This window comes from Gemmatimonadales bacterium (assembly GCA_019637315.1).
Lineage (GTDB): Bacteria > Gemmatimonadota > Gemmatimonadetes > Gemmatimonadales > GWC2-71-9 > SHZU01.
Genome location: JAHBVU010000003.1, coordinates 115,963 through 138,948, shown reverse-complemented (window position 1 = coordinate 138,948; position 22,986 = coordinate 115,963). Strand labels below are relative to the sequence as shown.

Sequence of the window (22,986 nt, the reverse complement as noted above, 5' to 3'; positions counted from 1 at the left end):
ACAAAGGCGCGAACGCGTCCGATGCGGACGGATTCGCGCCTTCTACCTGGGGGCTCGCCTGCAGCCCCTCGATCAGGCGTGGAGTACTTCTGGTCCGGCGGCTCGAAGAGCGCCTGCTATGTAGGTGGTGACGCGGGAGCGCGGGGGGTGTGCACAAGCTCGGCGGGAAGCGGGCTGAGTTCCGGCCGCTTGGCGCGAATACCGTCACCCGATGACCTGCCTCGTGCATGCCGCCAGATCCAGGGCAGCAGGTAGCGGCGGATCCAAGTCACCTCGCCGGCGAGACGTGCTCGGAATCCGGGTGGACTCAGCTGCGGCAACGGCAGAGCCCAGCTGCCGCAGCTACCGGGGAGGTCGATTGCCTGCGCCAACGCCGCTGCGATCCGTTCGTGGCCCAGTGCGTTGGCATGGAGCCGGTCCTCACTCCAAAGTCGCGGATCGGAGGCGACGGGATGAACCGCCAGATCGACCAGGCGGGCTCCGCTGTTAGCCGATGCCGTCCGAAGGGTCTGATTGAGCACCTCGACCCGAGCGGTAATGAAGCGCGCAATCGGCATCACGGGGCCAAGGTCGGGAAGGGTAAACGTCAGCACCTTGGCGCCCTGCCTGATCAGTGCGCGCTGCATGAACTCGACGTCCTCACCAACCCGGTCGGCGTCGAACCCGCGCGCCACGACGTCATTGGTGCCCGTGAACAGGGTGGCAAGGTCCGGCTGCATAGCCAGCGCGGCGTCGAGCTGCTGCTCGCGAATCTGCCGGGTTCGCCGACCGCGAACGGCCAGGTTGGCGTAGAGGATGCCGCCCTGAGCGGCGGCGAGCCGCTCCGCCAGCCGATTGGCCCAGCCGCGGTAGCCGCCATTGGTATCGGGGTCGTCGAGACCCTCGGTCGAACTGTCGCCGATTGCCACGTACCGCGCGAATGCGCGCTGCTGCTCGCGGCGGGGAGAAGGCGAGGTGTCGGCGGACGGTCGGTTGGGGTCAGGCGCGCGCATGGGAGGATGAAGATAACCGCGGCATCAGCCCGTCGTGGCGAGGAACTGCGCGATCGTATCGTAGGCGTGCTCCAGCTCAGCCCGGGTTACGCAGTACGGAGGCAGCAGGTAGACCACATTGCCGAGTGGGCGCAGAAATACGCCTGCCTCGAAGGCGAAGGCGGTGAGCCGCGCCCCGATCGGGTCGAGATAGTTCCCACCCCCGGCAAGGTCGAAGGCGGCTGCCGTGCCGAGGACCCGCGGGTGGCTGACCCCTGGAGCGGAGGCGATCCGTTCGAGCCCGGCTCGATGGGCTGCCTCGATGACCCTGCGACGTTCGGCGCAGGCGTCGTCCAGCAGGGCAAGGCTGGCCCGAGCTGCTGCGCAGGATATCGGATTCGCGGTGAAGGAGTGTCCGTGAAAGAAGGTCTTGTGCCGGTCGGTGCTCCGGAACACCTCGAAGATCTCTTCGCGCACCGCGGTTACGCCGAGCGGAAGAAAGCCGCCGGTCAGCCCCTTGGAGAGACAGATCAGGTCCGGACCGACGTCCGACGAGGCAAAGAGGGGCCCGGTTCGGCCGAATCCCGTCAGAACCTCGTCCGCAATCAGTGGAATGCCGTGGGCTCGGGTTGCGACACGGATCGCGCGCAGGGTATCGATCGACCAGATCCGCATCCCGCTTGCTCCCATCAGCAGCGGTTCGACGATGACTCCCGCAACCTCACGTCCCCGTTCCTCCAGCAATCGTTCGAGCGCGCCGGCGGTGTCGCCCTCGGTCGGATCGGGGAGGCGGACGGTCTCGAACAGGTGGTCGGCAAAGGGCGACGTGAACAGACCGGTGCCACTCGTACTCATGGCGCCGAAGGTGTCTCCATGGTAGGCGTTGTCCAGCGCAACGATCAGCCGCCTCGGCTCGCCCCGGTTCCACCAGAGTTGCAGCACCATCTTGAGGGCGACCTCGACGGCGGTCGATCCATTATCGGAGTAGAAGACGCGCGAAAGGCCCTCGGGAAGGTGCGCAACGAGCTCTGCCGCAAGGCGGCTGGCAGGTTCATGCGCAAATCCGGCAAAGATGACCTGCTCGAGGGTGTGGGCCTGCTCAGCAACGGCATCGGCAATTGCAGGGTGGGCATGACCGTGCAAGGTGACCCACCATGACGAGATGGCGTCGAGGTAACGCTGGCCATTGGCGTCGTGGAGATAGGCTCCCGACGCGCGTACGATCGGTCGGACCGGGGCGCCCAGCCCGTGCTGAGTGTACGGATGCCAGACGTGAAGGTCGTCGAGCGTGAGCCAGGCTGGTGAAGGCGTCATCCGGAACTCCGAAGGGTCTCGGCCAGCGCGGCGAGCAGGCCGTCGATGTCGCCCTCCGTGTGTGCAGCCGAGACGGTGATACGGAGGCGTGAACCTCCGGTCGGTACGCTGGGCGGGCGAATCGCGCCGACCAGATACCCCCGCTCGAACAGGGCGCGGCCGATCGCCATGGTTCGGGCCGGATCGCCGAGGACGATCGGGACGATATGGCCCGGTCCATCCGTTGCGGGCATCAACCCGAGGCGCGCCAGGCCGTTGCGCAGGTGACGAGCAGCCTCGAACAGTCGAGTCCGCCGATCCGGTTCGCTGGCGGCGATGGCGAGCGCTTCGAGGGTCACCGAGCAGAGACTGGGGGGTGTGCCGGTCGAGAAGATGAACGACCGCGCCCGGTTGAGCAGATGGGTCCGAAGGGTCTCGGAGCCGGCGACGAATGCGCCGGAGGTGCCGAATGCCTTGCCGAGCGTGCCGACCGTCACGTCGATCGCCCCTTCGACACCCCAGTGCTCGGCGGAGCCGCGTCCATTCGGGCCGAGCACTCCGGTCGCGTGGGCGTCGTCGAGGAGGATCGCGGCGTCGAACCGCTCGGCGAGTGGTACCAGCTCGGCCAGGGGATAGAGATCGCCGTCCATCGAGAAGACGCCCTCGACTACGATCAGACTGCGCCGGTACTTGCCCTCATCGGCCGAGAGCTGCTGCTCGAGCGCGCTCAGGTCGCAGTGGGCCACGATCCGCGTCGTTGCCCTGGCGAGCCGGCAGCCGTCGACGATGGAGGCATGATTGAGCGCATCCGAGTAGATCACGTCATCGCGCCCCGCCAGTGCCGGCAGGATGCCGGTGTTGGCAGCGAAGCCCGTGGAAAAGAGGAGGGCGGCCTCGGTGCCCTTGAGCGCAGCGAGCGCGGCCTCGAGCTGGTCGTGCGGGGCGTGGTTGCCGCCGAGACTGCGAGATGCCGTGGCGCCAACATGGGGCGTCGCGAAGGCGGCCCGCGCCCGAGCGGCGAGTCGAGGATCGGTGGCCAGCCCGAGGTAATCGTTCGACGAGAAGTCCAGTACGGCTCGCCCCTCCAGCTCGATTGAGGCACCCTTACGGTGTTCGACGGTCCGGAGCTGTCGCAGCATGGCGTGTTGTGCCAAGGCGTCCAATTCGCTGCGGAGGGATTGTGCGAAGCGCCTGCTCGTCATCTGTCGAACCAAGGCAGCAGGGCGTCGAGTCTCGCGGTATCAATCCGGTCGGGTGTGAGGTAATCGAGTGCTGCGATCCGGGCAGCCGGCAGCAGGCGCGCCAAGGCGGCCTGATTCGAGCTGGTCGATTCGTCGGCTGCGGACACTTCGGACACCTCGGACATCACGAGACCGATTACGGGCACGCCGGCCGCCGTCAGCGCAGACACCGTGAGCAGGGTGTGGCTCAGGCAGCCCAGCCGGTTGGCGACGACGACCAGGACAGCGGCGCCAAGCTCTCGGGCCAGGTCGAGATAGCTCCAGTCCCAGGCTGGCGGCGACAGCAAACCGCCCGCCCCCTCGAGGAGCACGATGTCGGCGTCGCGACTCTGATGATGGATTTCGTCGAGCAGGTCCGCCAGGGGGACCGGGCGCCCCTCGAGGTCGGCTGCGACCGCTGGTGTTACCGCGGCGCGATAGCGCCGGAGCGCGGCGGTTGGACGCTGCTGCCCAGTGGCGCGTGCAATCCGGACGCCATCCTCGGTGGCGACGGGCACCTCGGCAGGGCAGCCGCTTTCGATCGGCTTGATCGCGACCACGCGCCGGCCGGCGGCGGCGAGGCTTCGACCCAAGGCGGTCGTCACCACGGTCTTGCCGACACCCGTGTCGGACCCCGTGATGACGACAAATTGCGGCATCGCGGCCGTCAGGTCACCGACAGCGCGGCAACCGTGAAGCCGGCGTCCTGGATCATCTTGAGGTCGGCTTCCCATCCGGCGCCAGGCGTCGTCAGGTAGCCGTCGATGAACATCGAGTTGGCTGGCAGCAGCGCGCGGTGCTGCTGCTCCCGCAGGTTGACCTCGCGTCCGCCGGCGACGCGAATATCCCGCGTCGGGTTGACGAAGCGCATCATGGCCAGTGCGCGGAGGCAATCCTCCGGGGCCAGGCGTTCGACGTCGGCGAGCGGTGTGCCGGGTCGCGGGTTGAGGAAGTTGACCGGAATGGACTCGACCTGAAGGGCCCGCAGTTCGAGCGCGAGAGCGACGCGGTCATCGATGGTTTCTCCCATGCCCATGATGCCGCCACAACAGGCTTCCATACCGGCTTGCCTGGCGCGCTTGACGGTCGTGACGCGGTCCTCGAAGTCATGGGTCGAGCAGATCTCGGGGTAAAAGCGCCGCGACGATTCGAGGTTGTGATTGAAACGGTCGACCCCGGCGGCCGCCAGGCGATCGGCCTGGTGCTGCTCGAGCAAACCGAGCGAGGCGCACACCTTGATGTTGAGCTCCGCCTTGATCTGGCGCGTTGCTTCGCAAATCACGTCCAGCTCGCGCTCGGCTGGCCCCCGGGTACTGGTCACCATGCAGTACTTGACGGCACCGCGCCGGTGGGCCTCGCGCGCGCCCGCTACCAGGTCGTCGACGGTCTGCAGCTTATACCGTTCGACGGGCGACGCATTGGTGACGGACTGGCTGCAGAAGGCACAGTCCTCCGGGCAGAGACCGCTCTTGGCGTTGCGCAGCACATGAATCCGAACCGTGCGCCCGTGGTACCGCTCGCGGATGCGAAAGGCGGCTTGCAGCAGATCGTCGAGTTGCTCATCGGACGAGGTCAGAATGGCTCGCGCGTCATCAGCGCTAGCTTCGGAGCCGTCGAGAACACGGTCGGCGAGTTGATCCCAGCTCATGTCAGGTCAAACCTTTCGAAACGCAGGGCCGGTGGGGCGCGTGCCCCCTCCCACACGATGGCTCCCGGGGAGGGTGAGTATCCGGACAAGACGGGTCGGAATGTACACCGGAGCGGCATCACGGGACTACGGGTGCTCGAGCCCTCGCCGGCGTCCGCACGGGGGATTGCCAGGGTCTGCCGCCTCCCATACAATCGAGTCCACCCTGCGCCAATCCGAGGATGCGCCAGATATGGAATACAGACTGCTGGGAAGCTCGGGACTCAAGGTACCAGCCCTCAGTCTCGGAACGGCCACGTTTGGTGGACAGGGAGACTACTTCCGCGGGTTTGGGGAAACCGAGGTCGATGAGGCGATCCGGATGGTCGATGTCTGCCTCGGCGCCGGCATCACTCTATTCGACACGGCCAACACCTATTCTGCCGGCCGATCCGAAGAGATGCTCGGGCGAGCCCTCGCCGGCCGTCGGAATCGCGCGCTGATCTCCACCAAATGCTCCTTTCGCATGGGAGACGGGCCGAACGACGTCGGATCGTCTCGGATGCACCTGATTGCCTCTTGCGAGGCGAGCTTGCGACGGCTCGGCACGGACTACATCGATATCTACCATCTTCACGGATTCGACGCCCTGACGCCCGTGGAGGAAACGCTGCGCGCCCTGGACGATTTGGTGCGCAGCGGCAAGGTGCGCTATATCGCCTGTTCGAACTTCTCGGGCTGGCACCTGATGAAGTCGCTGGCGGTGTCCGAACGGTACGGTTGGGCGCGATACGTCGCGCACCAGGTATACTACTCGCTGGTCGGGCGGAGCTACGAGTGGGAACTGATGCCCCTGGCCCTGGATCAAAAGGTCGGGGGGATGGTCTGGAGTCCGCTCGGCTGGGCCCGATTGACCGGGAAGCTGCGCAGGGGCCAGCCTCAGCCCGAGACCACCAGAATGCGGTCGCGGGCGACCATGGCGGCCGCGCCTCCGGTCGATGACGAGTACCTCTATCGCGTCGTCGATGCCATCGACCAGGTGGCGGCGGAGACCGGCAAGACCGTTCCCCAGATCGCCATCAACTGGCTGCTCCAGCGCCCGACTGTGGCAACAGTGATTGTCGGTGCTCGTACCGAGGCACAGTTGGAGCACAATCTCGGTGCCATCGGGTGGAACCTGACGTCCGAACAGATCGCCCGCCTCGATGCGGCCAGCGCCACGCCGATGGCTTATCCGTACTTCCATCAGCGCGGCTTCGTCGAGCGAAACCCCCGACCTGTTTGACGGGGAGTCCGGCGCAAGTCCCGGAACGCACGACGCCCCAGCCTGAGGGCTGGGGCGCAGACGTTGAGGACGGCCTGATGCGGTGAATGGAGCCTGCCGGGATCGAACCGGCGACCTATTGCTTGCAAAGCAATCGCTCTCCCAACTGAGCTAAGGCCCCGCGCAGCGCGACCCGTGCGCTGGATCGGGGAAGGTTACTGTCCCGGGCTTTCTCTTGTCAATCGCGCTCCCCGCGCGGGTCCGCTCCCGCGCGTACACTGCGGCTCGACAAATCTCGGCGATTCGCCGGTGCGGGTGTAGATTGCGACATCCCGGTTCGGGCCATTCGGGCGTGGTGGCTCGCATGCGCCTGGCAGGTTTCGATATTGCCTCGGTTTCCTCGTGACGGCGCGCCGCCGCATGAGGTCTATGTTGCGCGCCCGGCCTTTGGCCAGGCGGCAGGAGGGTGTTCACGAGCGATCCGTATCACACGCCGGAGGAATCATGCGAACACGGACCATTGGGCTGGTGCTGCTGCTGAGCAGCGGTCTCGTCGGCTGCGCCAAGCAATCCGCCGAAAAGGCCATCGCCAGGGCTGAACAGGACATTGCGGCTGTGCGTCCGGAGGCAGAGAAGGTCGCCCCGGTGGAGCTGGCGGTGCTGGTCGACAGTGTGGCGGCCATGAAGGCCCACGTTGCCGCGGGCGAGTACTCCGCTGCGTCGAGAGGCGCCCGCAACCTGGGGCTCTCCGTTCGGGACCTCCGTGCCAATCTCGGAAACCGCCGCCAGCAACTGACCACCGGGTTCACCGCCACCGCGAATGAGTTGCCACCACAGCTGGAAGCCGTGGTGGCCCGAGTCACCCAGCTCGGTGCGATGCGCCGACTCCCCCCAGGAATCGATCAGGCCCGATTCGACGCGCTGAAAGCCGAGGCCCCAACCTGGCCCGGGGCCTGGGCCGCGGCCAAACAGGACTTCGACGCGGGCAACCTTGCCCAGGCTATGTCTGCCGCCGCTCAGCTCAAAACCAAAGTGGCGGACGCCCGGCGTCTCTTGTCGATGAACTAAGACTGGCGGGTCACGGCCGGGTGGGCCCGATTTCAGTCTACCGTCGCAGAACGCGACGGTAGGCGGTCTCCGGCTTGAGAGCTAAGTTGTTGAAATTGCTGCTGTTGAGGCAATGGGCTCATAGCTTGCGTAGGGTCGCGGGCATGCGAAGGGACGAGTCGAGTCTGGGCACCGATCGGCTGCCCGGTTTGCTTGCCTGTACGGAAGGAAACCGAGGCTTCACGCTGATCGAACTTCTTACCGTTACCGTCGTTCTCGGTGCGCTGGCCTCCTTTGCGGTGGTTCGGACGCAGTACACCGTCGACCAGGCCAAGATCGCGCGCGCCATCGGTGATATCCGGGCGCTGGCAATCGACGCCCAGGGCTACGTGGCCGCATCGAGCAACAACAGCCCGCCCCCCTCACTCGCCGCGATCGACCGGGCCGGAATGCTCGACCCCTGGGGTCGCCCCTACGTCTATGTGAATCTGACATTGGGTGGTACGCCGCGGACTGATGTGTTCGGTGTCGAACTGAACACGCTGTACGACATCTACAGCGTTGGGAAGGACGGGTCCACCGCGACGTCGATTACTTCGGGACCTGGTCTGGACGATATCGTGCTCGGCAACGACGGCGGCTTCATCGGCCGCGCCTCGAGGTATTGAGCGATGACCAATCCGACTGCCGGGAAATCATCGTCTGAAACCGAGGACCAGGGGTACGTCACAGGTATTGCCGACGGCAACCTGGCAACGCCCGTTCGCCTTCGCGACTATCTCACGGGTGTCGGCGTCGTCTTCCGGCTTCCCAAGCGCAACCGAAAGAAAGAGAAGGCAGCAGCGAAGGCCGAGGCGGAGCGCGAAGCACGGCGTTTTGTGCTGCCGGTCGGTCTCATTGTTCGGGTTCTTGCTGCCGTCGCCATCGGCGCGGTCGCGTTGACGGGTTACCGGCAGTTCGTCCGGAGCATTCCGTTGCCGGCCGAAATCGCTGGCACGTGGTCCACCTCTGACGGCCGGTACGCCGGTCGAAGTTTCTGGCTCAATCAAACGTCGGTTGCCTTTCAGAACGGTACCGCCAACACGCAGTTCTCGGTGCACCCGATTACCCGGATTCAACGGAGCGAGGTTGCCGACACCCTATTCCTGACCATCGACTACAAGCAGGAAGGGCAGTCGGTCGCCATGTCGGTTGCCTACCTTGCTCAGCCCACGCCACAGATCCGCCTGGTCAATCAGCCCGGGGTTCGCTGGCACCGAAGTGGGAACGCCCCCGCCATTTCGCAGTAGCGTACCGACAGCGATTGCCACCATTGCCCGCCTGCATCGAGGAGGGCAGTTGCGTCACGTGTTGAGGGGCCTCAAGTTGGGGATCGTTCTGCGGCGTGATGCCGCTCGTGTTCCACGCTTCCCGGGCTCCCCATGTCAGTACGGATCCTTACTCAACAGCAGGTGACTGAGTTGCTCCCGATGGTCGACTGCGTCCCCTTGATGGAGGGAACGCTCCGCACCATGACGCGAGGTGGGGCCCTGCTGCCACTGCGCACGATCCTGCGCCTGCCGGAGGGGAAGGGGATCTTCGGTTCGATGCCGTCATACCTCGATCCGCCCAAGGCCATCGGTCTCAAGGCCATCACGGTATTCCCTGGTAACGAGGGAACCCGTTTCGACTCCCATCAGGGCGTCGTGTTGCTGTTCGAGGCGCAGCATGGTTCGCTCGAGGCTATCCTCGACGCGGCCTCGGTCACGGCCATCCGCACGGCTGCCGTGTCCGGGGTGGCAACCGGGGCGTTGGCCAACCCGGACGCCGGCGATCTGGCCATTCTTGGCAGCGGGGTACAGGCGCGAACCCATCTCGATGCCGTTGCGGCAGTACGCAAGCTACGGAGGGTGCGGATCTGGAGCCGCAACCCCGCCAACGCGGCCAAGTGTGTCGCGGCGGTTCAGGGTCGCTATCCCTTTCCGATCGAAGTCGCCAACAGTGCGGAGGGGGCGCTCCGGGGCGCCGACATCATCTGTACGGTCACGTCGGCGCGTGAACCGGTCATCCAACGTTCCTGGGTTGCCGATGGCGCCCATCTCAATGCCGTTGGCGCATCCGTCGCGGCGGCGCGCGAAATCGACAGCGACACGGTAGCGGCGGCGCGGGTCTACGCCGATCGACGCGAGTCGCTCTTTGCGGAGAGCGGCGATTTCCTGATTCCTCGCGGCGAGGGTCGCTATGGCGACGAGCATCTGATCGGCGAAGTTGGCGAGGTGCTCGAGGGGCTCGTGCCGGGGCGCACCGCCCCCGGCGACATCACGCTCTTCAAGTCGCTTGGCCTCGCGATCGAAGACCTTGCGGCGGCGCATTTCGTCAACCGGCGGGCGGCAGAGCGGGGTGTCGGGGTGGTGCTCGAGATCGGTGGCCTCCGGCATGACTGACGCACAAGTCAGGGTGGTCTTCAATCGGTTCCGTCGGCCGGGCGTCATCGAGGCACCATCCCGGGCGCCGGTTCGGGCTTTTCACCGGACCCTGCCGGGCTACGCAGCAACCCCGCTGGTGTCGCGACCTGCGCTTGCAGTGGCGCTCGGGCTCGGTGGTCTCTATGTCAAGTACGAGGCGCCTCGGTTCGGGCTTGGCGCCTTCAAGGGGCTCGGCGCGTCTTGGGCGCTCCACCGGCTGCAGACGGAGCGGAGTGCGCCACTCGGTACCGTTTCGGCTGCCAGCGCCGGCAATCACGGTCGCGCAGTCGCATGGGCGGCCCGGCTCGCGGGTCTGCCCTGTGTGATCTTTCTGCCCAGTGGAGCGACGCCGGCTCAGGTCGACGCCATTCGGGGTGAGGGCGCCCGGGTGGAGCTGGTCGAAGGGAGCTACGAGGACGCCGTTCAGCATTGTGCCCGGGTCAGTCAGGCGCAGGGATGGCAGGTCATCAGCGACGTCGGATATCCCGGCTACCTCGAGATTCCCCCGTTGGTTGTCGAGGGTTACAGCACCGTCTTCGCCGAGATCGACGAGCAACTCGCGCAGGCCGGGTGGCGCGAGCCCGATGCGGTTCTGATTCCGGCGGGTGTCGGTGGCATTCTCCATGCCGGCGTCGAGCACTACCGCCGACGGGCCCGTCCGCCGCGCATCATCGGCGTCGAGCCGGTGGCCGGCGACTGCCTTTCGGCGTCGCTGCAATCGGACGATGGCGCCCCGGCTGTGTCGGCAGGCAACGGCAAGACGACGATGTCGTATCTCAATTGCGCCGAGGTATCTCTTTCGTCGTGGCCGGCGATTCGTGACGGGATCGATGCCATGGTCGGAGTCGACGATGCGGTTGCTGAGCAGGGAATGCGGTTGCTGTTCGCCGCTGCCCGCGGCGAGATCTCGCTCGAAGCCGGCAGCTCAGGCGCGTCGACGACAGGGGCGTTGGCCGGACTCGCTGCCGGAGGAGTCGACCCCGCCCTTCGGGAGCGCCTTGGGCTCGGGCCGGATCGGACGGTACTGGTCGTTTGCACCCAGGGCGCCATCGACCAGGCGCACTTCCGGAGGGTCGTCGGCTCCGGATGAGCCGTTACATTCGGGGTGTCTTCGTGAGCCAGGGCAGGTAGCGTTCTTCTCGGCGGCGGGCCGCTACCTCGCGGAACGGTGATGCGATATAATAAAAATCGACCATAGTATTACGCCCTGGAAACCGACGGAGTCGATCATGCCGGTCTTGCCCCCGATCAACCTCAAGCGCTGGATTGACGAGCACCGCGAACTGCTCAAGCCGCCGGTCGGCAACAAGATGGTATGGCAGGATGCGGAGTTCCTTGTCATGGTGGTGGGCGGTCCGAACCAGCGCAAGGACTTCCACGTCGAGGACGGCGAGGAGTTCTTCTACCAGATCGAAGGCGACATCGTCGTCCGCACGATTCAGGATGGCGAGGTGAGGGACATTCCGATCCGCGAGGGCGAGATGTTTCTCCTTCCGGCCGGGATCCCGCATTCTCCGCAGCGACCTGCCAACACCGTCGGTTTGGTCATCGAGCGAAAGCGCGCGGACGGTGAAGTCGACCACCTCCGTTGGTTCTGTGACAACTGCGGAGAGATGCTCTACGATGCCAGCTTCGAACTGGTCGACCTGGGCAAGCAACTCAAGCCGCTGATCGAGGCCTTTTCGGCCGACGAGGCGAAGCGGACGTGCAAGAAGTGCGGCACGGTAATGCCGCCGCCGATCGCCAAGAAGTAGGGTCGCGGCGCCGCTTGCTCAAGATCGACCTTCACACCCACATCCTTCCCGAGTCCTGGCCGAACCTGCGCGATCGGTACGGGTACGGCGGCTTTCTCGAGATGCAGCACGTTGCGCCGTGTCGGGCGCAACTGTTCGTCGATGGCAAGATGTTTCGGGAAATCGACGACAGCTGCTGGGACCCTCGTCGGCGACTCGAGGACTGCGATCGCGACGGCGTGCACGTGCAAGTTCTGTCCACCGTCCCGGTCATGTTCAGCTACTGGGCGGCGCCGGCGCATGCCGACGATCTGTCCAAGCTGCTCAACGATCATCTCGCCTGGGTCGTGGCCACCAATCCGAGGCGGTTCGTGGGCCTGGGTACCGTGCCGATGCAGGACCCCGACCTGGCCATCCGGGAGCTCGAGCGCTGCGTCAAGGATCTGCGTCTGGCCGGGGTGCAGATCGGCACCCACGTCAATGCGTGGAACTTCGACGCCCCGGAGCTGTTTCCGTTCTTCGAAGCAGCGGCAGACCTCGGTGCCGCGGTCTTCGTGCACCCGTGGGAAATGCTCGCCCCCGAGCGGATGCGCAGGTACTGGTTGCCGTGGCTCGTCGGGATGCCAACGGAGTCGGCGCTGGCCATCGCGTCGATCATCTTTGGCGGTGTGCTCGAGCGGCTGCCGAAGCTGCGCATCTGCTTTGCGCACGGTGGCGGCAGCTTCGTCGGAATTCTGGGCCGCCTGACCCATGGTTTCGAGGCGCGCCCCGATCTCGTGGCGATCGACAACCCCTACCCGCCCACCCGGTATCTCGACCGCTTTTATGTCGACTCGCTGACGCACGACCCGGAACTGCTTCGCTGGCTGATTCGGCTGATGGGAGCGAATCGGGTTGCCTTGGGAACCGACTATCCGTTCCCGCTCGGTGAGACGGTCCCCGGCCAGATGATCGAGTCGATGAACGACCTCTCCGCGGAAACGCGGGATTGGCTTCTCTACAAGACGGCGCTCGAGTTTCTCGATCGGCCGTTGGGCGCCTTTCTATGACCTATTCCTTTGAGCCGACCGAGGCCTGGGCACTGGCTCGAGACGCCGCAGATCCGCTTGCCGGGTACCGCGACGAGTTTGCCATGCCGGTCGGTCCGGACGGCCGTCCCCTCGTGTACCTCTGCGGCAATTCGCTCGGCCTGATGCCCAAGCAGGTCCCAGCCCTGATGGCCGAGGAGTTTGACGCCTGGGCCAGGCTCGGCGTCGAAGGCCATCACGATGCGGTGCGGCCCTGGCTCAGCTACCACGAGAATTTCAGGGAGACAGGCGCACGTCTCGTCGGGGCGCGCCCCGGTGAGGTCGTGTTCATGAACTCGCTGACCGTCAACCTCCATCTCATGATGGTCAGCTTCTATCGCCCGGAGGGACGTCGTCGCAAGATCCTGATCGAGGAGTCGGCCTTTCCCTCCGACACCTATGCGGTCGCGACGCACCTGGCGACGCGTGGCATCGATCCCAGGGAAGGTATGGTCGTGCTGGGCCCGGAGCCGGGCGAGCAACTCATCGCTACCGAAGCCATCGAGCGCATGCTCCGGGAACAAGGCGATGAGATTGCCCTGGTCCTCTGGCCCGGGGTGCAGTACTACACCGGACAGCTCTTCGACATCGAACGCATTACGGCGGCGGCCCATCGCGCGGGTGCAGTTGCGGGCTTTGATCTTGCCCATACGGCCGGTAATGTCCCGCTGGCCTTGCATGACTGGAACGTCGACTTTGCCGCTTGGTGCTCGTACAAGTATCTGAACGCCGGTCCGGGGGCGGTTGGTGCCTGCTACGTTCACGATCGACACGGACAGAATCTCACGATTCAACGCTACGCCGGGTGGTGGGGTAATGACCCGGCAACCCGCTTCCGAATGCATTTGAACAGCGACTTCGTTCCACAGGCCGGAGCCGAGGGATGGCAGATCAGCAATCCTCAGATTTTCTCGATGACGCCCCTCGTGGCCTCGCTTGAGCTGTTCGATCGGGTCGGCACTCAGGCGCTGCGGACCAAGTCGCTGGAGCTGACGGCGTACCTCGAGTATCTCATCGACCGGATCCCGGGCGGCCGGATCGAGCGGATCACCCCACGCGACCCGGCCGCCCGGGGCGCTCAGCTGTCGCTCCTCGTGCGGGAAGGCGCGCGGCAAGCGTTCGATGCCATTAGGGCCCGCGGAGTGGTGCCCGACTTCCGACAGCCGGATGTGATTCGAATGGCGCCGGTTCCGCTCTACAACAGCTTCCACGACGTCTGGCGAACGGCCGCCGCCCTGGCCGAGGTGCTTCGTGCCTGAGACCGGGCGCCCGCCCTTCATCATCGTCGGGGCCGGATTGGTCGGCTCGATGCTGGCTGCCCTGCTGGGCCGGGCTGGTTTTCGGGTCGTCGTCGTCGAGCGCCGAGGCGATCCTCGAGCCGATCGGATGGAGAGCGGCCGCAGCATCAACCTCGCGATCTCGGCCCGCGGTCTCGACGCGCTCGGCCGCCTGGAACTCGACGACGACATCTTGTCGCTCGGGGTGCCGCTCTATCGCCGTGCCATTCACTCACCGGCTGGCGACGTCAGCTATCAGCCCTATGGTGTGGGTACCCAGGCAATCAACTCGTTTTCCCGGGGTGATCTCAATCGCGGCCTGGTCCAGGCGGCGGGCGCGACACCGAACGTCGAGCTGTACTTCGAGCGGCGGGTGGTCGACGTCGACCTGACCGCCGGGAGCGTCAGTCACGTCGACGGCGCGAGCGGCGGCGACGTACGCACTGAGCGTGGGGTCGTCGTCGGAGCGGATGGAGCGTTCTCGGTTGTTCGCGGCGTACTTCAGAAGCGCGAGTACCAGGATTATTCGCAGAGTTTTCTGGAGCAGGGCTACAAGGAGCTGCACATCCCGGCGCGCCCCGACGGCACGGCGGCGCTCGAGCGTAACGCGATGCACATTTGGCCCCGCGGTCCGTTCATGATGATGGCCATGGCCAATCTGGATGCCTCCTTCACAGTAACGCTCTACCTGCCGATGACCGGGCCGAACGGTTTCGATCGCCTCAAGACCCCGGCCGATGTCGAGGCCTTCTTTCGGCGGGAGTTTCCCGACGCGCTGCCCATCATGCCCACGCTGGTGGATGACTTCTTTGCCAATCGCACCGGCGCGATGGTGACGGTTCGGACCTACCCGTGGCATGTTGGCAGCACGGCCGTCCTGATTGGGGATGCCGCCCATGCCATCGTGCCGTTCTACGGCCAGGGCGCCAACGCGGGGTTCGAGGACTGCCTCGAGTTCGTGGAGCAGGTCAAGCGCAGCCCGGACGATCTGGAGGGGGCTTTTGCCAGGTACGCCGAGCGGCGCAAGCCGAACACGGAGGCAATTGCGGACCTTGCGCTGGCTAACTTCGTCGAGATGCGGGACCACGTGGCGTCGCCGCTGTTCCGGCTCAAGAAGCGATTCGAAACGCTGCTGTACGCCTGGTTTCCGAGGTGGTTCGTGCCGCTGTATCCGATGATTGCCTTTTCGCTGGTGCCGTACGCGGAAGCGCGCGCCCGTGCCGAGCGCCAGGCTCGGTCGATTCGCCGTCTGGGCATCGGGCTTGCCGGAGGCGCATTGCTGGCGGTGCTCTGGCTGGTGATCTCGTAGGTTCCTGTTCTGTCCCTGTCCTTTGCAGGTGGTGCGCATGCCGCTGACCTATGCCTCGTATCTCAAGCTCGACAGTCTGCTGGCTCTCCAGGAGCCGCAATCGCACCCGGCCGAGCATGACGAGTTGCTCTTTATCATCATCCATCAGACCTACGAGCTGTGGTTCAAGCAGTTGCTGCATGAAACCGACAAGATCGTTCGCGACTTCGGCACGAACGATCTGTTCGGTGCGATTGCCACCTTCAAACGGATGCGGACGATCGTCAAAACCCTGGTTGGGCAAATCGATATTCTCGAGACGATGACGCCCCTGTCATTCTCGTCGTTTCGGAATCGTCTCGACACCGCGTCCGGGTTTCAGTCCTACCAGTTTCGGGAATTCGAGTTTTTGTTCGGTTATAAGCGGCCAGGGGTGACCCATCCGATCCCCAGTACGGAGGCCGGGCGTGCCAAGGCCGAGGCCCGACTCGATCAGCCCAGCGTGGTCGACGCATTCGTTCGGTTCCTCGTAGCGCGTGGAGCCCGGCTCCCCGAGGCTTCGCTGGCTCGGGACGTGCGAGCCGCAACGCAGCCGGACGAGGCGGTGCAGGACGCGGTGCTCAGGATGTATAACGAGCAGCCGGAACTGGTGATTCTGTTCGAGTTGATGACCGACTTCGATGAGGGCGTGCAGGAGTGGCGCTATCGCCACGTCAAGCTGGTCGAGCGGACCATCGGAGCGAAATCGGGAACGGGAGGATCCGCGGGTATGGACTTCCTGAAGCAGTCGCTCTTCAAGCCGCTCTTTCCGGACCTTTGGGCCGTTCGCCACCGGATGTGAACCATGCTCTATGACATCACGCCAGTCGTCTCGCCCCGGCTGGCAATCTGGCCGGGCGACACCAGCCCCGAGCGTACGGTGCTCGCCGATCTTGCCGCCGGCGACTCGGTGACACTGTCGACCTTGCGCACCACCGTCCATGTCGGAGCGCATGCCGATGCGCCCAGCCATTATGGCCGGACGGGGCGGGACATCGCGTCGCAGCCGCTCGACTACTATCTGGGCCGCTGCCAGGTCGTCCGGGCTCGGGCGGAGCCGGGGGTACGCGTCTCATTTGCGCAGCTGGAAGAACCGGTGACCGAAGCGCGGGTGCTGATCGCGACGGGTACCTATCCCGACCCCGACAGCTGGCGGGCTGATTTCTCCGGGCTGGAACCGGAGCTGATCGACCGCTTCGCGTCGGAGGGGGTACGGCTGGTCGGCGTCGATACGCCGAGCGTCGATAGCTTCGATTCCAAGACGCTGCCGGCGCACAATCGGTTTCTGAGCTACGACATGGCCATTCTGGAAGGCATCGTGCTCGACGGGGTGCCGTCGGGACGGTATGAGCTGATAGCGCTGCCGCTCAAACTCGAAGGCTTCGATGCCAGCCCGGTGCGCGCCGTTCTGCGCACCCTCGACTGACCGCCCTCAATCGATCGTTGCAATCACCTTGAGCTCGACGTGGATCGGGGTCGGCAAGGCACCGACCTCGACCGTCGTGCGCGTGGGCTGGTTGGCGGTAAAGTGCTCGCCGTAGACTCGGTTGAACCGGGCAAAGTCTCCAGCCATATCGGTCAGGAACACGGTAACGTCGACGATCTTGTCCCAGCTCGATCCGGCGTCTTCGAGAATCGCGCGGATATTGGCGAAGCACTGCCTGGCCTGACGCTCGATGTCGTGTTCGACGACGCGCCCGTTCGAATCCACGACGTTGCCGGGCACTTCATTCGATCCGGGAACCCGGGGGCCGGTGCCGGAAACGAAGAGCAGGGACCCGACTCGTCGGGCATGAGGGTACGGACCGACCGGAACGGGGGCCCGTGAGCTGGAAACGGATTGAGACGAGGTCATCGCGAGTCGGCCTGTGATCAGCGTTAGGTGTTACAGTTTGATGCAGACGTTCTTGGGTTCGGTAAAGAACCGGATCGCTTCGTCGCCCCCCTCGCGCCCGACGCCGCTCTGGCGCATGCCCCCGAAGGGGACGCGCAGGTCGCGCAGCAACCAGGTGTTGACCCAGATCGTGCCGCATTGCACCTCCTCGGCCAGTCGGTGCGCACGGGTGAGATTGTCGGTCCAGACCGATGCCGCGAGGCCGTAGCTCGACTGATTGGCCAGCGTGATCGCTTCGTCGTCGCTGCCGAACGGTGTGATGCTCACCACCGGGCCGAAGATCTCTTCCTGATTGGTGCGGCAGCCCATGCCGAGGCCCGTAATGACGGTTGGTGCGATGAAGTAGCCGTCGCGGCAGCGGCTGGGCAGGCCGGTCGGCGCCGCGCCGCCCGTGACAACCGTGCCCCCCTCGTCCCGGGCCAGCGCGATATACCCCGCCACTTTGTCGCGATGACCAGCGCTCACCAGCGCCCCGAACTCGGTGGCCGGATCGAGCGGGTCTCCGATCCGGAGCGCCGCGGCTGCAGCGGCGAACCGCTCGACGAACTGCGGGTAGATCGATGCCTCGACCAGGAGTCGCGAGCCGCAGAGGCAGATCTCTCCCTGATTCGCGAACGCGGATCGGACGATCGCAGGCAGGTGACGATCGAGGTCGGTGTCGGCGAAGATGAGCGTCGGGTTTTTGCCACCGAGCTCGAGGGTCAATTTCTTGAACATCGGGGCAGCCGTTCGGGCAATTGCCGCTCCGGTGGTGGTGCCGCCCGTAAACGAGATGGTTCGGATGTCGGGGTGACTCACCAGCGCAGCGCCGGCGCTGGCGCCCAGCCCGTGTACGATGTTGAGTACACCGGGTGGCAGGCCGACCTCACAGCAGATCTCAGCCAGGATCGTGGCCGTCGTCGGCGTCAGCTCCGAAGGTTTGGCCACTGCCGTGTTACCGGTGGCGATGGCCGGAGCGATCTTCCATGACAGCAGGTAGAGCGGCAGGTTCCACGGCGAGATCAGCCCGGCCACTCCGCGCGGGCGCCGCAAGGTGTAGTTGAGGGCACTGTAGTCGGTCGTATGGCTCTCGGACGCCTGGTGCAGAATGGCCGTGGCAAAGAAGCGGAAGTTGGCTGCCGCACGCGGGATATCGAGCCCGCGCGCCAGCGTGATCGGCTTGCCGGTGTCGATCGATTCGGCCTGCGCCAACTCCTCGAGCCGAGCGTCGATGCCATTCGCGATGGCGAGCAGCAACCGGGCCCGCTCCGCCGCCGGGGTGCGAGACCAGCCGGGAAACGCGGCCTTCGCAGCGGCCGCGGCATGGGCAATGTCGCTGGCATCGCTGTCCGGTACGCGCCCGATGGCGTGGCCGGCCGCAGGATCGACGTTAGGGACATATAGTTCGGCGTTCGGCGCGACCAGCTCGCCGCCGATGTAGTTCTGCAGGGTCCGCACGTTCGGCAGCCTTTCGTGACCGGCTAGAGCGCTGTGGTGCGCCCGCCGTCGACGGCCAGGCTCACGCCGGTAATGTAGCTGGCGGCTGGACTTGCCAGGAATGCGACCGCGGCCGCGATCTCGGCTGGCGTGCCGACCCGTCCGAGCGGAATCTCCTGCACCATCTCGGCCTCGATGGCCTCGGCACTCAGCCCGGTGGCGCTGGCCTTGGCCTTCACGATGGCCTCGAGCCGTCCGGTGCGGGTGGCCCCCGGCAGCACGTTGTTGACGGTGATCCCGAACGGTCCGACTTCGCCAGCGAGTGTTTTTGCCCAGCTGGCGACTGCGCCCCGCGTCGTGTTCGAAACGCCCAGTCCTTTGATCGGCTGGCGCACCGAGGTGGACACGATGTTGACGATCCGTCCCCATCCCGATCGCTTCATGCCGGGCAGCACCGCCTGCACCAGGCGATGGCTCACCAGCAGGTGGCTGTGAAACGCTGCCAGGAAGGCCTGGGGCGTGGCATCCACGATTGGCCCCCCGGGCGGGCCGCCTCCATTGTTGACCAGAATGTCGATCGGCCCGTGCTGCTCGATCCACGCCACGACCGACCCATGTGTGGCCTCGGGATCAAAAAAGTCCGCGGCGAGCGTGCCATGCCCCTGTTCCGCGCTGGGGCGGGCCAGGCTGGCGGCAGCCTGGCTCAGCCGAGCCGGGTCGCGGGCGACGAGCAGGACGCTGGCTCCGTGGGCGGCAAGGGCCTCGGCGGAGGCGAGGCCGATGCCCTGACTGGCGCCTGCGACCAGCGCGCGTTTTCCGAGAAGTTCCATTGCGCAACGGGGTTGAGGTACGGTCGTGGTTCCCTGCGGTCGCTCGGTCGAGCTCGTTTCGACTTGACCTTGCGAATCAGGCACGGATCCCATAATCTATAAAATTGTATCCCATTACTGTATCCAAAAACAGTCAACTACTCTGGCCGTGGTGGCCTCGCTGTGCCGCCCGTCGTGTGTCGTTCGGACTGTGTGTTATTGACACGAACGGCGTCGATTTGTTTTCGGATTGCACTGATTGTACCTGAGTATAGGGGGAGCGACGAACGCGGTACGTTCGTTGCTGTGGCGTGCGCTGACTTCAGCGGTCAACAACCGAACTCAGAAAACATGCTCTTTCGGGGTGCTGGGCGTCCCAACGGGTTGGCTTCCAGTGTTGCTGGCGCGGTTGCGTTCGCGCCCCGGGGGTCTTGGTATGTAACGGCAGGGACGATTCGGATCAGCGATGTCCCTGTCGGCGGTACGCAGCAGGCCAGGCCAGTGTTCCACGACAACAGAGTCCCATAACATCGAGGCAAGTCTATGCGCGCTCCCGTCCGTTCATGGGTCCGCACCTTCTTGCTGCTGCTTGCAGGAGCCGCCGGTCCATCCGCGGCCCTCGCGCAGCAGTCATCCGTTACGGGTACGGTAACGGATGAGGCAACCGGACAGCCCCTGTCTGGTGCCCGGATCCAGGCGACGACCCAGCAGGTCTTCGCTATCACGAACCAGCAGGGTCAGTACACCTTGCGCGGCCTGACGGCTGGTGCGCACACCTTGCGCGTCTTCCTGGTCGGCTATGCCTCACAGACTCGGTCGGTCACGATCAGCGGCGACGCGCAGACCCTCGACTGGGGCCTTCGTGCCGTTCCGTTCCAGCTCGAAGACATCGTCACCACGGCCACGGGTGATCAGCAGTCGCGCGAACTCGGGAACTCGGTTTCCAAGATTCAAACAGCCCAGCTGGTCGAGACGGCGCCGACGACGAACCTGTCTCAGGTGCTGAGCGGTCGCGTCGCGGGTGTCAACGTGCTGCAGAGCAGCGGCACCAGCGGCGCAGGTGCCCGTATCCGGGTGCGCGGTTTGAGCTCGGTGTCGTTGTCCAACGATCCGCTGCTGTACATCGACGGAATCCGGGTCGCGGCCGACGCGCCGGCCGGTTCCTTCGTCGGCGGCACCACGGTGTCCAAGCTCAACGATCTCAATCCCGAAGAAATCGAGAGCATCGAGATCGTGAAGGGCCCGTCGGCGGCCACGTTGTACGGCACTCAGGCCGCCAATGGCGTGATTCGTGTCACGACCAAGCGTGGTCGCGCGGGGGCGCCGCAGTGGAACGCCTGGATCGAGGGCGGGGCCATGAAGGATACCTATACCTATCCCAAGGTCTATTTCAACGCCTCGGCCTCGAACCCGAATGCCAACTGCCTGACCTGGCAGGAGCGGCAGGGCCTCTGCACAGTCGCGCAGCGTCATGAGCTCGACCTGCTCAACGACCCGGCGACGACGCCGTTCGGAACCGGCTCTCGCTACCAGATGGGTGCCAGCGTATCCGGCGGGTCCGAGGCAGTGCGCTACTTTGTCTCGGCCGAGCGGGAAAGCGAAACCGGCGTACTCAAGCTCGGTGGTGTGGAGCAGGACTTTGTGGTCAATCTTCGTAAGTTGTCGAGCCGGAGCGATATTCCGAACGAACAGCTTCGCCCCAACGCCTTCGACAAGCACAGCTTCCGGATCAACTTGAACGCGAGCCCTCGCAGCAATCTCGATGTCTCGCTCTCGTCCGGTGTGATCATCAACAACATCCGGTTGCCCCAGACCGGCGACAACTTCCAGTCGATGATCGGCTCGGCGCTGTTCGGTTCCGCGAACCCGGCCATCGTTGCCAACACCGGCGGGTACGGGTTCTCGCGCCCGGCCTACTCGATCGGCGAAGTGTCGTATCGGAAGAACGACCACTTCATCAACTCCGCGACCGTCAACTGGCGGCCGCTCTCCTGGCTCTCGACCCGGGGCACCTTCGGCATCGACTACCTCAACTACGTCGATGAGCAGAACGTCCTGAATGGACAGGGCTGTCTCACTTGCGGTACTGAGAACCAGGGCAAGCGGATGTTCAACCGCTACATCGATACCCGCTACACACTCGACCTGAACGCGACGGCCCAGTTCCGTCTGACCAACAGCATCGCCTCGAAGACGTCGGTTGGCGCGCAGTTCAACCGCGATAAGCTCTTTGGCGTGCTGGCGCAGGCCGACATCCTGCCGCCCGGCATCATCTCGCTGTCTGCCGGCGCGCAGAAGACTCTGACCGAGGCTACCAACGATGTCATCACGCTGGGAACCTACGTCGAGCAGCAGTTCGGTCTGAACGACCGTCTCTTTCTGACCGGTGCGCTGCGAGTCGACGAGAACAGCGCCTTCGGCGCGGAGTTCCGTTCGGCGGCCTATCCCAAGGTCTCCGCGTCGTTCGTTGCTCTTGAGGGCCTCAGCGGATTCCTGAACAGCGTCCGTTTCCGCGGCGCCTACGGCGCGACGGGCCAGTCACCGCGTCCGCTCGACGCCCTGACCTACCAGAGCCCGATTGCCGCCAGCATCTTTGGCGCGGCATCGCTGCCTGGCGTCACGCTGGGCGGCCTGGGCGATCCGGCTCTCAAGCCGGAGCGCTCACGGGAAATCGAAACGGGTGTCGATATCGGCTTGCTCGACAGCCGCCTCAACCTCGAGATCACGTTCTACGACAAGAAGACCACGGACGCGATGGTGTTGCGCACGCAGCCGTTCTCCTTCGGCGACGTGGGTGTCCGGCTCGAGAACGTCGGTATCGTGAGCAACAAGGGCCTCGAGGTATCCGTCAACACCCGTTTGATCGACTCGCGCAGCGTTGCCTGGGATCTCCAGCTCGAGGCGGCCGGCAACAAGAATCGGCTGGTGGAACTTGCCGACGGCGTTCCGCCGATCGCGGGCTTCGGCTTCAAGAACACGCCGGGGTATCCGATGTTTGGTCTCTGGTGGCCTTCACTCGAGAGCTGGAGCGACGCTAACAACGACGGCGCCATTGACCCGACCGAGGTCGTCATCGGTCCGGATACGTTCCACGGTTCGACCGTTCCGACCCGGACGCTTTCCGCCAACACCAGCGTGGCGCTGTTCAATAACCGGCTGCGCATTGGTGCGCAGCTCGACTACCGCGGCGGCTTTGTCAGCCACAACGTCAACGGTCTGTTCCAGTGCGCCTTCCAGGTGAACTGCCGCGAGCTGCACGATCCGAACGCCACGCTGGCCGAGCAGGCTGCAGCTGTGGCTGGCGCCCGTGCCTTCGGCGCCTACGCCCAGAACGCCGAGCACATCCGGCTCCGCGAGGCGTCGGTCACCTACACCGTTTCCAACACGCTGGCTCGCACCATCGGCGCCAAGACGGCCAACGTGACGCTGACGGGCCGCAACCTCTGGCTCAAGAAGTACGGATTCACCAGCTGGGATCCGGAGAACGTGACGCAGTCGAACGATGCGGCCAATTACAACTTCTCCGCCCAGGCGCAGCCGCTCATCGGCATCCTGCGCGTCAACCTGACGTTCTGACCGACACCGGCTCATAAGGAA

Annotated in this window: 21 protein-coding genes and 1 tRNA gene; 13 read left to right on the top strand and 9 right to left on the bottom strand. The window is 65.2% G+C overall.

What is annotated here, in order from left to right:
* Positions 1-116: 116 nt before the first annotated feature.
* The 5 genes from KF785_04190 to bioB are packed head-to-tail and all read right to left on the bottom strand — an operon-like array spanning position 117 to position 5,132.
* Positions 117-992 (bottom strand): SGNH/GDSL hydrolase family protein, encoded by an 876-nt coding sequence (locus KF785_04190; protein ID MBX3145944.1) that lies wholly within the window; start codon positions 990-992, stop codon positions 117-119.
* A gap of 24 nt (positions 993-1,016) precedes the next feature.
* Positions 1,017-2,285 (bottom strand): adenosylmethionine--8-amino-7-oxononanoate transaminase, encoded by a 1,269-nt coding sequence (locus KF785_04185; protein MBX3145943.1) that lies wholly within the window; start codon positions 2,283-2,285, stop codon positions 1,017-1,019.
* Complete coding sequence (gene bioF / locus KF785_04180; GenBank protein MBX3145942.1) at positions 2,282-3,403, bottom strand: 8-amino-7-oxononanoate synthase; 1,122 nt, start codon at positions 3,401-3,403, stop codon at positions 2,282-2,284. The genes KF785_04185 and bioF overlap by 4 nt, the downstream gene beginning before the upstream one ends.
* A gap of 59 nt (positions 3,404-3,462) precedes the next feature.
* A complete protein-coding gene (bioD, locus tag KF785_04175) occupies positions 3,463-4,143 on the bottom strand; it encodes a dethiobiotin synthase (protein MBX3145941.1) in 681 nt (226 codons plus the stop codon).
* 8 nt (positions 4,144-4,151) lie between these two features.
* Positions 4,152-5,132, bottom strand: a complete 981-nt coding sequence (gene bioB, locus KF785_04170) for a biotin synthase BioB (GenBank protein ID MBX3145940.1) — start codon at positions 5,130-5,132, stop codon at positions 4,152-4,154.
* Between the two features lie 232 nt (positions 5,133-5,364).
* Between bioB and KF785_04165 the strand changes: the two genes are divergently transcribed.
* Positions 5,365-6,396 carry an aldo/keto reductase gene (locus KF785_04165; protein MBX3145939.1) on the top strand — a complete coding sequence of 344 codons (1,032 nt, stop codon included), beginning with the start codon at positions 5,365-5,367 and terminating at the stop codon, positions 6,394-6,396.
* A gap of 87 nt (positions 6,397-6,483) precedes the next feature.
* On the opposite strand, the gene KF785_04160 is transcribed toward KF785_04165, so the two are convergent.
* Positions 6,484-6,556, bottom strand: a tRNA-Ala gene (locus tag KF785_04160).
* Positions 6,557-6,879: 323 nt separating this feature from the next.
* Here KF785_04160 and KF785_04155 point away from each other — a divergent pair.
* The 11 genes from KF785_04155 (at position 6,880) to KF785_04105 (ending at position 16,696) form a co-directional block, all read left to right on the top strand.
* A complete protein-coding gene (locus tag KF785_04155) occupies positions 6,880-7,443 on the top strand; it encodes a hypothetical protein (protein ID MBX3145938.1) in 564 nt (187 codons plus the stop codon).
* Between the two features lie 143 nt (positions 7,444-7,586).
* Positions 7,587-8,090, top strand: a complete 504-nt coding sequence (locus KF785_04150; GenBank protein ID MBX3145937.1) for a prepilin-type N-terminal cleavage/methylation domain-containing protein — start codon at positions 7,587-7,589, stop codon at positions 8,088-8,090.
* 3 nt (positions 8,091-8,093) lie between these two features.
* On the top strand, positions 8,094-8,711 hold the full coding sequence (locus KF785_04145) for a hypothetical protein (protein MBX3145936.1): 618 nt from the start codon (positions 8,094-8,096) through the stop codon (positions 8,709-8,711).
* A gap of 180 nt (positions 8,712-8,891) precedes the next feature.
* A complete protein-coding gene (locus KF785_04140) occupies positions 8,892-9,845 on the top strand; it encodes an ornithine cyclodeaminase family protein (GenBank protein MBX3145935.1) in 954 nt (317 codons plus the stop codon).
* Entirely contained in the window at positions 9,838-10,956 is a 1,119-nt protein-coding gene (locus KF785_04135) for a diaminopropionate ammonia-lyase (protein MBX3145934.1), read from the top strand. The genes KF785_04140 and KF785_04135 overlap by 8 nt, the downstream gene beginning before the upstream one ends.
* 139 nt (positions 10,957-11,095) lie before the next feature.
* Positions 11,096-11,620 (top strand): 3-hydroxyanthranilate 3,4-dioxygenase, encoded by a 525-nt coding sequence (locus KF785_04130; GenBank protein MBX3145933.1) that lies wholly within the window; start codon positions 11,096-11,098, stop codon positions 11,618-11,620.
* Positions 11,572-12,648: an amidohydrolase gene (locus tag KF785_04125; protein MBX3145932.1), complete on the top strand. Its 1,077-nt coding sequence runs from the start codon at positions 11,572-11,574 to the stop codon at positions 12,646-12,648. The genes KF785_04130 and KF785_04125 overlap by 49 nt, the downstream gene beginning before the upstream one ends.
* Complete coding sequence (gene kynU / locus KF785_04120) at positions 12,645-13,925, top strand: kynureninase (GenBank protein ID MBX3145931.1); 1,281 nt, start codon at positions 12,645-12,647, stop codon at positions 13,923-13,925. Before KF785_04125 ends, kynU begins: the two co-directional genes overlap by 4 nt.
* Positions 13,918-15,252, top strand: a complete 1,335-nt coding sequence (locus KF785_04115; protein ID MBX3145930.1) for an FAD-dependent monooxygenase — start codon at positions 13,918-13,920, stop codon at positions 15,250-15,252. Before kynU ends, KF785_04115 begins: the two co-directional genes overlap by 8 nt.
* Positions 15,253-15,289: 37 nt before the next feature.
* Positions 15,290-16,072 (top strand): hypothetical protein, encoded by a 783-nt coding sequence (locus KF785_04110; protein MBX3145929.1) that lies wholly within the window; start codon positions 15,290-15,292, stop codon positions 16,070-16,072.
* A gap of 3 nt (positions 16,073-16,075) precedes the next feature.
* Positions 16,076-16,696 (top strand): cyclase family protein, encoded by a 621-nt coding sequence (locus tag KF785_04105; GenBank protein ID MBX3145928.1) that lies wholly within the window; start codon positions 16,076-16,078, stop codon positions 16,694-16,696.
* A gap of 6 nt (positions 16,697-16,702) precedes the next feature.
* Here KF785_04105 and KF785_04100 read toward each other — a convergent pair whose 3' ends face one another.
* From KF785_04100 to KF785_04090, 3 genes are read right to left on the bottom strand one after another with little or no spacing between them, the layout of a single operon-like run.
* The gene (locus KF785_04100) at positions 16,703-17,125 is read right to left on the bottom strand and encodes a Rid family detoxifying hydrolase (protein ID MBX3145927.1); all 423 of its coding nucleotides are present in this window, start codon (positions 17,123-17,125) and stop codon (positions 16,703-16,705) included.
* 30 nt (positions 17,126-17,155) lie between these two features.
* Positions 17,156-18,601 (bottom strand): aldehyde dehydrogenase, encoded by a 1,446-nt coding sequence (locus KF785_04095; protein MBX3145926.1) that lies wholly within the window; start codon positions 18,599-18,601, stop codon positions 17,156-17,158.
* Between the two features lie 23 nt (positions 18,602-18,624).
* Positions 18,625-19,410 carry an SDR family oxidoreductase gene (locus tag KF785_04090; protein MBX3145925.1) on the bottom strand — a complete coding sequence of 262 codons (786 nt, stop codon included), beginning with the start codon at positions 19,408-19,410 and terminating at the stop codon, positions 18,625-18,627.
* A 522-nt stretch (positions 19,411-19,932) separates the two neighbouring features.
* On the opposite strand from KF785_04090, the gene KF785_04085 reads away from it, so the two are divergent.
* Positions 19,933-22,965, top strand: a complete 3,033-nt coding sequence (locus tag KF785_04085) for a SusC/RagA family TonB-linked outer membrane protein (protein MBX3145924.1) — start codon at positions 19,933-19,935, stop codon at positions 22,963-22,965.
* The last annotated feature ends 21 nt before the right edge of the window (positions 22,966-22,986 follow it).

Excerpts from the sequence above, each read along its gene's own strand:
- KF785_04145 (MBX3145936.1), top strand. The coding sequence starts at position 8,094 with ATGACCAATCCGACTGCCGGGAAATCATCGTCTGAAACCGAGGACCAG.
- KF785_04135 (MBX3145934.1), top strand. The coding sequence starts at position 9,838 with ATGACTGACGCACAAGTCAGGGTGGTCTTCAATCGGTTCCGTCGGCCG.
- kynU (MBX3145931.1), top strand. The coding sequence starts at position 12,645 with ATGACCTATTCCTTTGAGCCGACCGAGGCCTGGGCACTGGCTCGAGAC.
- KF785_04090 (MBX3145925.1), bottom strand. The coding sequence starts at position 19,410 with ATGGAACTTCTCGGAAAACGCGCGCTGGTCGCAGGCGCCAGTCAGGGC.
- bioD (MBX3145941.1), bottom strand. The coding sequence starts at position 4,143 with ATGCCGCAATTTGTCGTCATCACGGGGTCCGACACGGGTGTCGGCAAG.
- KF785_04165 (MBX3145939.1), top strand. The coding sequence starts at position 5,365 with ATGGAATACAGACTGCTGGGAAGCTCGGGACTCAAGGTACCAGCCCTC.
- KF785_04130 (MBX3145933.1), top strand. The coding sequence starts at position 11,096 with ATGCCGGTCTTGCCCCCGATCAACCTCAAGCGCTGGATTGACGAGCAC.
- KF785_04155 (MBX3145938.1), top strand. The coding sequence starts at position 6,880 with ATGCGAACACGGACCATTGGGCTGGTGCTGCTGCTGAGCAGCGGTCTC.
- KF785_04190 (MBX3145944.1), bottom strand. The coding sequence starts at position 992 with ATGCGCGCGCCTGACCCCAACCGACCGTCCGCCGACACCTCGCCTTCT.
- KF785_04100 (MBX3145927.1), bottom strand. The coding sequence starts at position 17,125 with ATGACCTCGTCTCAATCCGTTTCCAGCTCACGGGCCCCCGTTCCGGTC.
- KF785_04140 (MBX3145935.1), top strand. The coding sequence starts at position 8,892 with ATGGTCGACTGCGTCCCCTTGATGGAGGGAACGCTCCGCACCATGACG.
- bioB (MBX3145940.1), bottom strand. The coding sequence starts at position 5,132 with ATGAGCTGGGATCAACTCGCCGACCGTGTTCTCGACGGCTCCGAAGCT.
- KF785_04105 (MBX3145928.1), top strand. The coding sequence starts at position 16,076 with ATGCTCTATGACATCACGCCAGTCGTCTCGCCCCGGCTGGCAATCTGG.
- KF785_04110 (MBX3145929.1), top strand. The coding sequence starts at position 15,290 with ATGCCGCTGACCTATGCCTCGTATCTCAAGCTCGACAGTCTGCTGGCT.
- KF785_04085 (MBX3145924.1), top strand. The coding sequence starts at position 19,933 with ATGCGCGCTCCCGTCCGTTCATGGGTCCGCACCTTCTTGCTGCTGCTT.
- KF785_04150 (MBX3145937.1), top strand. The coding sequence starts at position 7,587 with ATGCGAAGGGACGAGTCGAGTCTGGGCACCGATCGGCTGCCCGGTTTG.
- bioF (MBX3145942.1), bottom strand. The coding sequence starts at position 3,403 with ATGCTGCGACAGCTCCGGACCGTCGAACACCGTAAGGGTGCCTCAATC.
- KF785_04185 (MBX3145943.1), bottom strand. The coding sequence starts at position 2,285 with ATGACGCCTTCACCAGCCTGGCTCACGCTCGACGACCTTCACGTCTGG.